14 protein-coding genes are annotated in these 13,243 nt (G+C 69.9%); 7 read left to right on the top strand and 7 right to left on the bottom strand.

What is annotated here, in order from left to right; translation table 11 throughout:
• Window positions 1-82: 82 nt before the first annotated feature.
• Both MYSTI_RS41125 and MYSTI_RS31370 read right to left on the bottom strand, forming a co-directional pair.
• Complete coding sequence (locus MYSTI_RS41125) at window positions 83-709, bottom strand: ribonuclease HI family protein (RefSeq protein ID WP_015351846.1); 627 nt, start codon at window positions 707-709, stop codon at window positions 83-85.
• Window positions 710-718: 9 nt separating this feature from the next.
• Window positions 719-1,450, bottom strand: a complete 732-nt coding sequence (locus tag MYSTI_RS31370; protein ID WP_015351845.1) for a zinc ribbon domain-containing protein — start codon at window positions 1,448-1,450, stop codon at window positions 719-721.
• Window positions 1,451-1,612: 162 nt separating this feature from the next.
• On the opposite strand from MYSTI_RS31370, the gene MYSTI_RS31365 reads away from it, so the two are divergent.
• On the top strand, window positions 1,613-2,383 hold the full coding sequence (locus tag MYSTI_RS31365) for a cupredoxin domain-containing protein (protein ID WP_015351844.1): 771 nt from the start codon (window positions 1,613-1,615) through the stop codon (window positions 2,381-2,383).
• 151 nt (window positions 2,384-2,534) lie between these two features.
• Window positions 2,535-2,705, top strand: coding sequence for a hypothetical protein (locus MYSTI_RS43970; protein ID WP_015351843.1), 171 nt, complete (start codon window positions 2,535-2,537; stop codon window positions 2,703-2,705).
• 139 nt (window positions 2,706-2,844) lie between these two features.
• Here MYSTI_RS43970 and MYSTI_RS31360 read toward each other — a convergent pair whose 3' ends face one another.
• A complete protein-coding gene (locus MYSTI_RS31360) occupies window positions 2,845-3,135 on the bottom strand; it encodes an FYDLN acid domain-containing protein (protein WP_015351842.1) in 291 nt (96 codons plus the stop codon).
• A gap of 152 nt (window positions 3,136-3,287) precedes the next feature.
• On the opposite strand from MYSTI_RS31360, the gene MYSTI_RS31355 reads away from it, so the two are divergent.
• Entirely contained in the window at window positions 3,288-5,018 is a 1,731-nt protein-coding gene (locus MYSTI_RS31355; RefSeq protein ID WP_015351841.1) for an AgmX/PglI C-terminal domain-containing protein, read from the top strand.
• A 330-nt stretch (window positions 5,019-5,348) separates the two neighbouring features.
• Here MYSTI_RS31355 and MYSTI_RS31350 read toward each other — a convergent pair whose 3' ends face one another.
• Genes MYSTI_RS31350 through MYSTI_RS31340 form a run of 3 tightly spaced genes read right to left on the bottom strand, consistent with a single transcriptional unit; the run spans window position 5,349 to window position 8,103 of the window.
• Entirely contained in the window at window positions 5,349-5,609 is a 261-nt protein-coding gene (locus MYSTI_RS31350; protein ID WP_015351840.1) for a DUF3006 domain-containing protein, read from the bottom strand.
• Window positions 5,606-6,892: a ComEC/Rec2 family competence protein gene (locus tag MYSTI_RS31345; RefSeq protein ID WP_015351839.1), complete on the bottom strand. Its 1,287-nt coding sequence runs from the start codon at window positions 6,890-6,892 to the stop codon at window positions 5,606-5,608. Before MYSTI_RS31345 ends, MYSTI_RS31350 begins: the two co-directional genes overlap by 4 nt.
• Window positions 6,889-8,103: a ComEC/Rec2 family competence protein gene (locus tag MYSTI_RS31340; protein WP_015351838.1), complete on the bottom strand. Its 1,215-nt coding sequence runs from the start codon at window positions 8,101-8,103 to the stop codon at window positions 6,889-6,891. The genes MYSTI_RS31345 and MYSTI_RS31340 overlap by 4 nt, the downstream gene beginning before the upstream one ends.
• 113 nt (window positions 8,104-8,216) lie before the next feature.
• Between MYSTI_RS31340 and deoC the strand changes: the two genes are divergently transcribed.
• From deoC to MYSTI_RS31320, 4 genes are all read left to right on the top strand, one after another.
• Window positions 8,217-9,038: a deoxyribose-phosphate aldolase gene (gene deoC / locus MYSTI_RS31335; protein ID WP_044900782.1), complete on the top strand. Its 822-nt coding sequence runs from the start codon at window positions 8,217-8,219 to the stop codon at window positions 9,036-9,038.
• A gap of 14 nt (window positions 9,039-9,052) precedes the next feature.
• A complete protein-coding gene (locus MYSTI_RS31330) occupies window positions 9,053-9,445 on the top strand; it encodes a TraR/DksA family transcriptional regulator (RefSeq protein WP_015351836.1) in 393 nt (130 codons plus the stop codon).
• A 58-nt stretch (window positions 9,446-9,503) separates the two neighbouring features.
• Window positions 9,504-11,231: a phospho-sugar mutase gene (locus tag MYSTI_RS31325; protein WP_015351835.1), complete on the top strand. Its 1,728-nt coding sequence runs from the start codon at window positions 9,504-9,506 to the stop codon at window positions 11,229-11,231.
• A gap of 74 nt (window positions 11,232-11,305) precedes the next feature.
• Entirely contained in the window at window positions 11,306-11,944 is a 639-nt protein-coding gene (locus MYSTI_RS31320) for a hypothetical protein (RefSeq protein WP_015351834.1), read from the top strand.
• Here the strand turns inward: MYSTI_RS31320 and MYSTI_RS31315 are convergent, their stop codons facing one another.
• Window positions 11,945-13,099, bottom strand: coding sequence for a sensor histidine kinase (locus MYSTI_RS31315; RefSeq protein ID WP_015351833.1), 1,155 nt, complete (start codon window positions 13,097-13,099; stop codon window positions 11,945-11,947).
• Window positions 13,100-13,243: the final 144 nt, after the last annotated feature.

Here is a 13,243-nt window from a genome sequence, read left to right as displayed (position 1 = left end):
TCCTGCCCCTTACAACAGGCTCGGGACGTCGGTCCACTCCAGGGGACGCCGGAAGCAGGGGAGGGAGGCCGGACGCGTCCGGTTACATGCGTTCGTCGATGGCGCGGTTGCTCATCGCATCCGCCTCGCCGTTCTTCGCGCGGGGGATGTGGTGCAGCCGCACCCGGGCGAAGGCGGCGAGCAGCTTCCTCGCCTCGTCGAACAGCGGCTTCAGCGTGGCGCTCTTCACCTGGTACTGCCCGCCGAGCTGCCGGATGAGCAGCTCGCTGTCCGCGTAGACGTCCACCTCGCGAGCCCCCAGCGACTTCGCGTGCCGCAGTCCCAGGAGCAGGCCCTGGTACTCGGCGGTGTTGTTCGTCTGGGTTCCCAGGAAGCGGCCCAGCCGGGCAAGCACCTGGCCCTCGGCGTCCGTCACCACCGCGCCCGCGCCAGCGGGGCCGGGATTGCCCCGGGCGGCGCCGTCTGAATAGACGCGCACCCGGCCCAGGGATTCGGAAGGAGAGGAGCGCTCCGCTGGGGCAGCGGAGGAGGGCGAGACGGCCGCCGCCCGGTCCTCGGCCTTCGAGGCGGGGTCCAGACGGGTGGCGGCTTCGTCGAGAAGCTGCCCCAGCCGCTCCCGCGTCAAGCCGCGGAAGGTGCGAACCGTCGACGAAAGGGGCTCCTCGCGCGCGATGTGACGGAGGATGTCGACGATGGACGGCGGGGGCATCGCGGCGGCCTACTTCGCGGCCGCGGGAGTTTCCTGGAGTGCTTCCACCGCGTAGATGATGCGGTTGCAGGACGGGCAGATGTCGGTGCCGAGCGACGTGCGCAGGTTGTTGTAGAGCTGCGGCGGCACGTTCATGTTGCAGCCCTGGCAGGTGCCCGCAACCACGCCGACCAGTGCGGGAAGCTTCTTCTTCCGCACCACGTCGTAGCGACGCAGCAGCGTGGCATCCACGCTTCCCGCCACACCCGCGCGACGACCCTCGAGCGCCTTCACCTGCGCCTCGGCCTCGCCCAGCTTCCCGCGCAGCTCACCCATCCGTGCGGACAGGCCCTGCTGCTTCGTCGAGAAGTCGGCCTCCTTCCCCTTGAGGGCTTCGCGGTCCTGGCCGAGCTGTTTCGTCAGCTCCACCTGTTCCTCGGCCATCGTCAGGTTGGCCTTCTTGGCGATATCGATTTCGCGGGCCAGGGCGGAGTACTCGCGGGTGGAGCGCTGTTCACTCAGGCGCGCCTCCCACTTCTTCACCTTGTCCTTCTCGTCGACGATGTTCTGCTCGAGCTGCGTCTTCTGCCGCTCTTTGTCGGCGACCCGCGCGCGCTCAGCCTCGATGGCGCTGCGAGCCACACCCAGCTCCCGCTCCAGCTCGGCAATCTGACGGGGGTGGACATCCGCGGCCTTCCGGAGCGATGCGACCTCCAGGTCCACATTCTGAAGCTCCGCCAGCGCCTTCAATTTCTCCCGCAAAGTTGCTGCCTCCCACAGAGCCGCACCGTGTACGGCCGCGCGCTCTTGTACCAACAAGGATGATGGGGGTCCAACGCCCAAATGGACCCGGAGTCATCCCCCGAGCCCTCGGACCGTCATCCGCCATTTGAAAGAGCTTCACGCACCCGTTAGACGGGACGCGTGCTCCGCGCCCCTTTCTTCCGCCCGCTGCTCCTGCTCGCGCTCGTTTCCGCCTGTCGCGAGACGCCCGCTCCCCCGGCCCCCGCCACGCCGGCGCCCTCGGCCGCGCGCCCTCCGGCCGACGTGAAGTGGGGCACCCTCGAGGGGAAGGTCCGCCTTGCGGGCAACCCTCCAGCCCCTACCTTGTCGCCCACCACGGGCACGGTCGTCTCCGTCTGTGGCGAGCAGGCGGAAGACCGCACCCTCGTCGTCGGCGCCGAAGGGGCCCTGGCCTACACGGTGGTGTCCCTCAAGTCCGGCGCCGGGCTCCCGCCCCCCGCGACGCCCCCCGCCGACCCGGTGCTGGACCAGAAGAAGTGCCTCTACGAGCCTCCCGTCCTGGCCGCCCTCGCCGGGACGACGCTGACGCTGCGCAACTCGGACCCCCTGGTCCACAACGTGCGCGCGGCCTCCGGCTCCAATCGTTCCTACTTCAACGTGGCCATGCCCCTGGATGGAATGACCACGCGCCGGCCGCTGCCCGCACAGCCCGGCATGCTGCCCATCCACTGCGACATCCATCCATGGATGCGGGCCGTGGTGCGCACCTTCGACCATGGGTACTTCACCACCACCCGTGCCGACGGAGGCTTCCGGATGGAGGTCCCCGAAGGCACCCATACCCTCGTCTTCTGGCACGAGCGGCTCCCTCCAGTGGAGCGGACCGTGAATGTCCGGGCCGGAGAGCGCGTCGAGGTGACACAGGATTGGACGGTCTCCGAGCTCAAGTAGCCCGTCCCTCCAGTCCGCCGCGCCGAATCCCCTCAAAGGATTTGTTCGCTACACGTTCTAGGAGTTGAGACGTGGACGACTGGATTCGTTTTCCGCTGCAACGGAAAAATTGTTACGGTAGTGGTGCGTATCAACAAGAGAGGGGGGCCGAATGATGCAACAGGCCAAGAAGCGATCAGCTCTGACGAACCCGGCGCACCATGGACCCGAGGCGTCTCGCAAGAGCGTGCGCCCGGTGGGGATGCAGGAGATGGGACCTGGGCTCTACGAGCAGATCCGCCGCGCGCTGTCGGAGCTGACTCCGGCGTCGACGGGGACCTGAGCGGAACACACCAGTCGTAAGGGAAGTCTGGAGGCGCCCCAGTCGAAGGGGCGCTCCGTGAAGTGTGGCTTCGTGAGGACACCCGAAGCCACGGGACTCCCGGCGTTGGCCAGGGAGTCCATGCGAACCCCAGCAGGAACTAGGTTTCGTCTTCTTCGGACTCAGCAGCCGCGCTCTCGTCCTCATCGAACGAGTCGAGGTCTTCTTCTTCCTCCTCGTTGCTCGGTGCTGGCTCCTCGGGCTCGATAGGCTCGATGACCTTGGGAGCGGCCAGACGGCCGCGGCGGCCCTCGGGCTGAGGCTTGAGGGCAGGGCTTTCCCGCTGGTCCGCGCCACACTTGGGGCACAGCGGGTCAGGCTTCTTCATGTCGTAGAACTTCGTCTGGCACTTGAAGCAGACGAATTTCGATCCGAGGTCCTTCGCCGACATTCGCCACCTTCTGAAATAAGGCGAGAGAAGACAGTGGGAGAGGGCGGCTCCATAGTTGGGCCGCACGACGGAGTCAACCGATGGTTTGCGCCGGAGAATTCTAGCGGTAGCATCCCGGACCTCGTCTCCCCTCAGCGAGCCGGACGCTCCCCTTGAACTTCACCTGCGACAATTGCCAGAAGCGGTACTCCATTGCGGACGAAAAAGTCCGCGGCAAAACGGTCAAGGTCCGTTGCAAGAACTGCCAGAACGTCATCACCGTCGAAGGACCCGCCGAAGAGGAAAGCACCCGCGTGGTGTCGCTCGCGGACGTGGAGCGGCTGAGAGCGCAAGAGCGCTCCTTGGCCGAGCCCGCCGCGAGTGCCGCACCCGCGCCGGTGGCGTCCTCGCCTGCCCTCGACAAGGCCCCACCCGCGGCGCTCCAGACGCCCTGGGATGATGAGCCGACACGTGCGGCACCGCTGCGCGCCACGGGCTCTCCGTGGTTCGTGATGGTGCGCAACAAGCAGGAGGGCCCGCTGGACGAAGGGGCGCTCCGAGAGCTCGTGGCCACGGGCACCATCAGCGGCCGGAGCTTCTTCTGGCAGCAGGGCATGGCGGACTGGAAGCGCGGCGCGGATGTGCCGGAGCTGGCCGGGCTGTTCGCCCCGGTTGCCGCGCCGGAGCCACCGCCGCCTCCTCCTCCCGTGGCGGAGGCTCCTCCCGCGCGTGCCGCGAAGAGCGCGCCGACCCGTCGCGAGCCGGAGCCGCAGCCGTCCTACCAGGAGCCCGAGCAGCGCTTCACGCCCGAGCCGGAGCCCGAGCCCCAGCTGCCGCCGGAGGAGGAGCCCGAGGCTCCCGCCCAGCGCCAGTGGGTGCCCGAGGAGGACCCGGACACGACGTACTTCGGGGAGCCCGACCCTCGGAACCAGCCGCAGCCCTCGTCGCGGCGAGGTGGCGCGCCCGCGGCGTCGGCGGCTCCGTTGAACGAGCTGTTCTCCGACCTGGACCTGCCCGAGAAGGGGGAGTCGGACGATGGTGTGCCGCAGGAGGATCCGCTCGCGGCGGCGCGTGATGACGAGGAGGACGAGGCTCCTCCGGCGCGGACGTCCTCGACGCGCAACGCGGCGAAGAGTGGCAAGAGCAAGAAGGTGAGCACGAAGAGTGGCGGAGGCTCGAAGGGGAAGGTCGTCGCCCTCGTGCTCCTGCTGCTCATCGTTGTCCCCCTGGGCGCCGCGTTCGCGCTGGATGCGACGGGCATCATGCCCTTGCGCGTGAAGGCGCTGGATGCCTCCGGCCAGGTGGTGGAGCGCTCCATCTTCTCGGGCGCGGGGATGGCCGCGCTGAGCGACCAGATGGCTGGGAAGCCCGCGCCGGTTCCCACGGCGAAGCCTCCGCCCGCCCCCGCCCCCGACGAGCAGCCCGCGGCGCCGAAGCAGCCCGTTGCCGGAGAGGGTGAGGCTGGCGCGCCTTCGGAAGAGAAGGCCGCGCCCGCGGCGGAGGGTGAGACGGAGAAGCCGGCTCCCGCCGAGGGCACGGAGAAGCAGGCCGCCGCGCCTCAGGCGGGCGAAGGCGCGGAAGCGCCCGCTGGCGAGGACGAGGTGGGTGGGCCCTCCGACGAGGAAGTGGAGCGCGTGGTCAATGAGAAGCAGGCCGCGTTCCGCGACTGTGTCGCGCAGGAGCTTCGCCGCAATCCTTCGTTCAAGGGGGGCAACGTGACGCTCACCGCGACAGTGGGGACGTCCGGCGCGGTGAAGGCCACCACGTTCAGCCGCAAGGACCTGAACGCCGCCGCGAACCCCGTGGGCACCTGCATCCGGGACCAGGCGAAGGGGATGGTCTTCTCCAGCTTCAAGGGCGAGGACGTCGACCTGGAGATTCCCATCGCGCTCTCCGCGCGGTAGTTCGTGGACAGTGCCCCTGGGGTTCATTCCCCAGGGGTTGTCTGGAGCTCGTAGTCACGAGTCCTCTCCAGCCTGAGCACTTCCGTCGTGCTCAGGGCGAGGCTGACCGTGGGCAGCACGTCTCGGGCCTGGACCGAGGGGAGCGCGCATGGAGATTCCCATCGCGCGCTCCGCGCGGTAGCTCGCGGACAGTGTCCCTGGTTTCACCTCCCTGGGAGCTGTCGGGAGTGCGAAGTCACGGAGTCCTCCCCAGCCTGAGCACTTCCGTTGTGCTCGGGGCGAGGCTGACCGTGGGCAATTCGCCCTGAGCGTGGACCCAGGGCAGCGCACCTAGAGGTCGAAGTCTCCAGGAGGCGGGGTCTTCCCCTTCTTCGCCCGCTGCCGGGCAGCGCGGACCTGCCCGCGCAGCATCTCGGTGGCCTCGGGATTGACCGTCAACGTCTCCAGGTCGAGCACGTCCCCCTCGCGGACTCCCGAGGGGAGCGAAGCGAGAGGCTTCGTCACCTCGCGCCCGTCCACGACGAGCACCGCGACGTCGTCCTCGATGCGGTCGAGCGTGGCCTGCTGCGGCGCCTGGGTGTGCTTCGTCATGGGTTGCAGTCCTGGGCGGGGCGCCGTTCGCGAGCGGCCTCTTCACGCGTCTTGTAGGTGATGAGGTTCTCGGCGTGGATCTTCTTCGCGCCATCGCAGTTCGGGATGTGGAAGAGCGGCCGCTTCCGGCTGGCCACGTAAGGCCCGGTGTACTTCTTCGTGTCTCCCTTCTCCTTCTCCTTGGCGGCCGCCACTGGAGGCGCGGGCGCGGGTGCGGGCGCCTCGGGAGGTGGCGCGGCGGGCTCCTCTGGCGCCTTCTTCGAGGGCGCGGGCTTGCCGGCCCAGAAGTCCGGCTCCGGCGTGGGGCCCTGGCCCGCGTGCGTGTAGTGCGTGTCCGTGGGCGTCCCACGAGGCAGGCGCTGGGGCGAGACGACCAGCGACTGGCCATCGCTGACCACCTGCACCTCGCCGTCCACGTCGGTGCGGAACACCTGGACGTGGGCCGCCTTCATCCGCTCCAACGTGGCGGGGGCGGGCGCTCCAAAGGCGTTGCCCTTGCCCGCGGAGATGACGGCGGCACGCGCCCCCACTCGCGCGAGGAAGGGCGCGGTGGTGGCGCCAGGGAGGCCATGGGCCCCCACCTTGAGCAGCGTGGACTTGAGCGGGACCTCGCGCGCGAGCAGGTACTCCTCCGTCTGCGCGAGCGCGTCCCCCATGAAGAGCACCGACGTCTCGCCGTACGACAAGCGAAGGACGATGGAGTTGGCCTCGAGCGCCGTCTCGGGTGCGTCCAGCAAGGGCTCGGCGGGGGCGCGGGGCCAGAGGATGGTCAGCGACACCCCGTCGCCCAGGTTGATGCGCTGGGGTGCGTTGGGCGTCGAGGTGGGCGGTGCGGGGGAGACGACCTGAATCTGGCGCGCGCTGATGTCCGTGAGCATCTGGTCATAGGCGGGCGGCGTCCCCGGAACCTGGGGCTCCATGAGCTGGCGAGCGCCCACCCGGCGCAGGACGGCATCGAGCGCCCCGTGGTGGTCCACGTGCGGGTGCGTGAGGATGACCAGGTCCAGCGGCCGGACGAGCAGCTCCGGAAGGCGGTTCACCAGATGGGCGGCGGCGCTCTGCGGGCCGGAGTCCACCAGCACCGTGGTCCCCTTGGGGGAGACGATGAGGGCCGCGTCGCCTTGGCCCACATCGAAGAAGTAGACGTGCAGCTTTCCATCCGGCGCGGCGCCGAACAGGCGCTTGGCCTCGGTGGCTGGCGGCGCGGCCGCTTCCGGCTTCGAATCCCGGCAGGCCCCCAGGACCCACAAGGTCCCCAACAGGGCGAGAAGGCGCGGGCTCATGGGTGACAATCCTCGGCGGGGCGACGCTCGCGCAGGGCGGCTTCGCGGTTCGGGTAGAGCGTACGTTCTGACTTGGAACGCTTCAGCGTGGAGCACGTCTCACGGTGGAACACCTTGCTGCCCTTGAGCCCCACGTACTGACTCGTGCCGGAGTCCTCGGGGGACGCCTTGGGCGCGCGTCCTGTCTCACCCCGCGGCGGCGGCGCGGCGGCTCCGGGGCGTCCCGGGCGGACAGGGGTGACGGTGGCGGGTGAGGACGTCACGGGGCTCGGGTCCACATTGCCGGTGAGCACCAGCAGCGCCCCCGTGCCGGCATGGGTCCTCAGCGTGACCGACTGGCCATCGCTGGCGGCGACCACTTCACCTTCCTGGTCCGTGCGCAGCACATGGGCCCCGACGTCCGCCAGCCGCGCCAGGGTCTCCGGTGCGGGGTGTCCGTAGTCGTTCTTCGCGCCCACGGAGATGACGGCGGCCTGCGGCTTCGACGCCGCGAGGAACGCGGCGGTGGAGGAGTGCTTGCCGCCGTGATGGGCGACCTTCAGCACGGTGGCCGTGAGGTTCAGCGAGCGCTGGAGCAGCGCGGCCTCCGTGTCCGGCTCCGCGTCGCCGACGAGCAGGAACGCCGTCTTCCCGTAGGTCAGCCGCAGGACGATGGAGTTGGAGTTCGCGTCCGAGCGCGTGCCCACGAGGAAGGGCTCCTTGGGCATGCGCGGCCAGAGCACGGTGAGGGCGACACCGTCTCCCAGGCCGATGGTGAGCATGCCGTTCGCACTGGTGGGGCCCGGCTCGGGCGTCATCACCTGGCCGACGTTGTCGCCCACGAAGTCGAGCAGGTCCCGGTACGCCTCACTGGGATGGTTGAAGCCCGGGTCCATGAAGCGCCGGGCGCCCACGGCACGCACCGCCGAGATGAGCCCACCCAGATGGTCGAGGTGCGGATGGGTGAGGATGAGCATGTCCAGCGGCCCCTTCACCAGCTCCTTGATTCGAGCGGTGAGCCGCTCCCGAGCCTCGGGGGGACCCCCGTCGATGAGCACCGTCTTGCCGGTGGGGGAGATGACGAGGGCCGCGTCACCTTGGCCCACGTCGAAGAAATGCACCGTGAGCGGTTGCCCGAGCGCAACGGGAGCGGGGGAGGGAGGGCTCGCGGCGAAGCCTGGCAGCGCGGCAAGCAGAAGGACGAGGAGGCTGAACAGCCGGAGGCGGAACATCACAGGTGGACTCTACAGCCACGGTCCCACCCTCGGCACCTGTGGTGCGAGCGGGAAACGTACGGGTCGCTCGCGCGCTTCCCGAGGGCCGCGAAGTGGGCTATTCGGGCGCCATGTCCGACTCCGAGGACCTCTTCAAGTTCGTCGAGGACATCGCCGACCAGGCCCGCCGCCACCTGCATGGGTGGAAGGGTGCCCGGGAAGCGGCCTCCACTCCCCCCGCACCACGTCCCTCGATGGGCCGCGTGGACCCGGCCTCCCTCCGCACCGCCGCGGACCTGGCGCCGTACATCGACCACACGCTACTCAAGCCCGAGGCTCGCGCCGAGGACGTGGTGAAGCTGGCCGAGGAAGCCCGGCAGCACGGCTTCGCGACGGTGTGCGTGAACAGCTCGCACGTGGCCACCGCGGCCCAGGTGCTGGCGGGCTCCTCCACCGTGCCCATCGCCGTGGTGGGCTTCCCCCTGGGCGCGGCGCTGTCGTCGGCCAAGGCGTTCGAGGCCCGCGAGGCCATCGCCGCCGGGGCGCGTGAAATCGACATGGTCGTCCACATCGGCGCGCTCAAGTCGCGGGACTATGCGCTGGTGCACCGGGACATCGCCGCCGTGGTGGAGGCGTGTGGCCCGGTGCCGGTGAAGGTCATCCTGGAGACGTCGCAGCTCAACGACGAGGAGAAGGTCATCGCCTGCGTGCTGTCGAAGGCCGCGGGCGCCGCGTTCGTGAAGACGTCCACGGGCTTCAACGGAGGCGGGGCGACGGCGGAGGACGTGGCGCTGATGCGCCGGGTGGTGGGCGAGGACGTGGGCGTGAAGGCGTCCGGCGGCATCCGCTCCGCCGAGGACGCGATGAAGATGGTGCGTGCGGGCGCCAACCGCCTGGGTGCGTCCGCGTCGGTGGCCATCGTCACCGGCCAGGTCTCCACCGCGAAGTACTGACGGGCCCCTCCGACATGAACGCCAAACAGCGAGACGAGCTCAAGGGGCTGCTCCTGGCGCTGCATTCCGAGCTGACGGAGAAGGCGCCCGCGAGAATCGAACCCAACCGCACCGATGACGCGCGCATCGGCGGCGATGAGGACGAGCAACCCCTCAACGAGATGATGCAGGCCATCGCCTCCAACCGGAACCGGAACCAGGAGGGCGTGCTGGCGCGCGTCCTCAAGGCGCTGGCGAAGCTGCGCGATGACCCGGACTCCTTCGGCGACTGCGAGGAGTGCGGGGATGAGGTTCCGCTCGGCCGGCTGCGGGCCATGCCCTACGCGGAGCTGTGCGTGACGTGCCAGGGTGGCAAGGACGCGCCGAAGGGCCGCGCCACGCGCCGCAAGCTCACGGACTACACCTGAAAACCACGTGCGCTCGGGCCACCCGAGCGCCCCAGATTGCACGAGGCTTCGAAGCTCCATGAACGACACCGGACTGAGAGAGCGAGCGGAGGCGTGGCGCCTGGCGGACCCGGACCCCGCGACCGCCGAGGAGCTGGCCCGGCTGCTGGCCCAGGGCGACATGGCGGAGCTGGCGGACCGCTTCTCGGGAGACCTGGAGTTCGGCACCGCGGGCCTTCGGGGCGTGCTGGGCGCGGGGCCCAACCGGATGAACCGCGCCGTCGTGCGGCGCACGAGCGCGGGGCTGGCGCGCTACCTGAAAGAGCACGTGCCGGATGCCACCACGCGCGGAGTGGTGGTGGGCCGGGATGCGCGCCGGTTGAGCGCGGAGCTGGCGGAGGACACCGCCGCGGTGCTCGCCGCCGAGGGCATCCCCGCCCACGTCTTCCCGCTGCCCGTCCCCACGCCGCTCACCGCCTACGCGTGCCTCCACCTGGGCGCCGCCGCGGCCATCATGGTGACGGCCAGCCACAATCCACCCGAGTACAACGGTTACAAGGTCTACTGGGGTAACGGCGCCCAGATCATCCCGCCGCACGACACGGGCATCGCCGCCGCCATCGCGAAGGTGGAGGCCGCCAACCGCGTGCCGCTCCTGACGGTGGCGCAGGCGAAGGAGAAGGGGCTGTGGCGGGACATCCCTGACGCGCTGGGCGAGGACTACCTGCGCGCCATCCTCGGGCTGCGCGTGTACAAGCGGGGCTCCGAGACGTTGTCCATCGTCTACACCGCGATGCACGGCGTGGGCGGCGTCTGGGCGGAGCGGGCCCTGCGCGAGGCCGGCTTCCCGCGCTTCACGCCCGTGGCCGAGCAGCACATGCCGGACGGGCGCTTCCCCACCGTGCGCTTCCCCAACCCGGAGGAGCCCGGTGCGATGGACCTGTCGCGCGCCACCGCCGAGCGCGTGAAGGCCGACCTGGTGCTCGCCAATGACCCGGACGCGGACCGGCTGGCCGTCATGGCGCGCGAGTCGGGCGGCGGCCTGCGCATGCTCACCGGCAACGAGGTGGGCGTGCTCCTGGGCCACTACCTGCTGACGCAGTCCACGCAGCGCGCGCGTCCGCACGTCGTCACCACCATCGTCTCGTCGACGCAGTTGGGGGACATCGCCCGCTCGCTGGGCGCCGCGTACGACGAGGTGCTCACGGGCTTCAAGTGGATCGCCAACCGCGCGCTGGAGCGCGAGCGCTCCGAGGGCACCCAGTTCGTCTTCGGCTACGAGGAGGCGCTGGGCTACACCGCTGGCACCGTGACGCGGGACAAGGACGGCGTCGGCGCGGCGCTCGTCATGGCGGACCTGGCCGCGTGGTGCGAATCGCGGGGCACCACCGTGCTGGGCTACCTGGAGGAGATTCAGCGCCGCCACGGGCTCTACGTCGGCGCTCAGCGCAACGTCACGCTGCCGGGCTCCGCGGGTGCCCAGGCCATCCGCGGCATCATGGATGCCTTCCGCGCCCGTCCGCCCTCGCACATCGGCGGCGAGGCGGTGCGGGCCGTGCTGGACTACCAGCGCGGCGTGCAGGGCCTGCCTCCATCCAACGTGCTGGCCCTCGAGCTGGAGGGCGGTGGCCGCGTGACGCTCCGCCCGTCCGGCACCGAGCCGAAGATCAAATACTACTTCGAGCGGAAGGAGACCCCCGCTCAAGGCGAGCCCCTGGCCCGCGCCCGTGAGCGCGCGGAGACCCGGCTGGCGGCCTTCATCGATGCCTTCATCGCGCTCGCTCGTGAGCGCGGACAACCCACCTGAGTCCTGATTCACTCTTCAGGATGTCGTTTAGACCCTGGCCCTGTGTCCGCGGGGCCCCTGTCGAAAGGAAACGTGTGAAGCGCCTCGTTCCTGGAATCCTCCTCGCCTGCTTGCTGGCCCTTCCTGGCTCCGCCCTCGCGCGGGGGCAGGGGTGGTCCATCCTCGCCGCCGACACGCTGGGCAGTGGCAACACCGCCTTCTCCGGCCAGATTGGCTGGCCCGGCCTCACGCTGGGCGTGCTCCATGGGAGCTCGGAGCGCCTGGATGTGGGCGGCAAGTTCAGCTTCAACTGGGGCCGCGAGGGCTGGGTTCGCCACACCGCGCCTGGCATCAAGCTGCAGGGCTGGCTGCGGCTGGAGCTGGCGAAGGCGAACAACGTGGCCTTCGCGCTCACGTTCCAGCCGGGCCCCTTCTTCTACTTCAACGACCATGACACCGACGTGGGCCTGGCCCTGCCGGTCGCCTTCGTGGTGGGCATCCCCGTCACCAGCGCGCTGATGGTGAACGTGGGCATCGACATGCCCTTCCACGTCTACTTCGGGGAGGGCATCGGTCCCGTCATCCCCATCCTCGTGGGAGGCGGACTGGAGTACTTCATCGACAGCCGCGTGGCGGTGAACTTCAACCTCCGCATGGGACCCGCTCTCATCCCCGACTGGGATGACAGCGAGTTCGCCATGGAGGCCCTCTTCGGCGTCGCCTACCGGTTCTAGCTACCAGGAGGACGTCTGCTCGGGCAGCTCCACCGTGAAGGTGCTGCCCAGGTTGACCCGGCTCTGCACCGTCAGCTTGCCGCCCATGGACTCCACCAGGGCGCGAGCGACGGTGAGGCCCAGTCCGGCGCCCTTCTCCGGCGGCTTGGTCGTGTAGTACGGCTCGAAGACGGCCTGCAGCTCGTCCTCGAAGATGCCGATGCCCGTGTCCTTCACGAACAGGCGCGGGCCGAAGTCCCCGAACATGTCCGGCATCTCCACGCCGACGTGAATCCGGTGCGGACGGTCCTTCACGTCCTCCACCGCCTGCGCCGCGTTGGCGAGCAGCTCCGTCACCACCTGCTCCAGCTGGCGGCGGTTGAACACCACCGCGATGGGGTCCTCCGGCAGGAGCACCGTCACCTCGGCGGAGCCCAGCCGGCCGTTGTCGCGCATCCGCTCCACCACGCCGGGCACCAGATCCCGCAGGTCGAAGCGCTGGATGTCCTTGGGGTTGGTGGGGCCCAGCGACAGCAGGTGCTGGCCGTACAGCCGCATCTGCTCCCCGGCCACGCCCAGCTTCTTGAGCTCTTCCGCATCCGGCGGCAGGCCCTGCTTGGCGCGCTCGCGCACGTGCCCCAGCGCCTGCTGGAGGCCCGCGCTGATGTGGTCCAGGTTCTGCGCCACGTCCGCCGCCAGCGTGCCCACCCGCGCCAGCCGCTCCATCTCCACCCAGCGGGCGCGCGGGTCCAGCAGCTCCTCGGCGCGCTCGCCCCCGCGCTCGCGGTGGGCCTTGAGCTCCAGCAGCGTGTGCACGCGGACCTTGAGCTCCAGCGGATCAAGCGGCTCAGTGGTCAGCACGTCGTCGACGCCCGCCTCGAGCACCTGTCGGCGCAGCTGGCGGTCCGCCCGGCGCGTCAGCATCAGCACGGGCACCGACGGCACACCCAGCTCCGCCTGGAGCCGGCGATAGGCCGCCAGTCCGTCCGTCCCTGGTTGCTTCACGTCCAACAACACGAGGTCCGCGGCTTGACGCGCCTCCTCTCCACGCGCGGGCAGCACGTCGTAGCCCGCCGGGGCCAGGATGGAGCACAGCCGCTCCATGCCCTCGGATTCCACGTCCACCGCCAACACGCGGGGGCGGTACGTCTCGGTCGTTCCCGTCGTCTCCAGCATCACCCACCCCGCCATGTTGACCGGACCGACCGGGCCCGGATTCACAAGGAGTCCCTACGGACCATGCGTCAGAATGGCTGAGGCCTCCCCGCTGGCCTTCTTCCGTTCCGGCGCGGCCCGACGCTTTGAGCCCATGCGAGGCGC

The organism is Myxococcus stipitatus DSM 14675, assembly GCF_000331735.1.
Lineage (GTDB): Bacteria > Myxococcota > Myxococcia > Myxococcales > Myxococcaceae > Myxococcus > Myxococcus stipitatus.
This window is presented reverse-complemented; position numbering and strand designations above follow the sequence as displayed.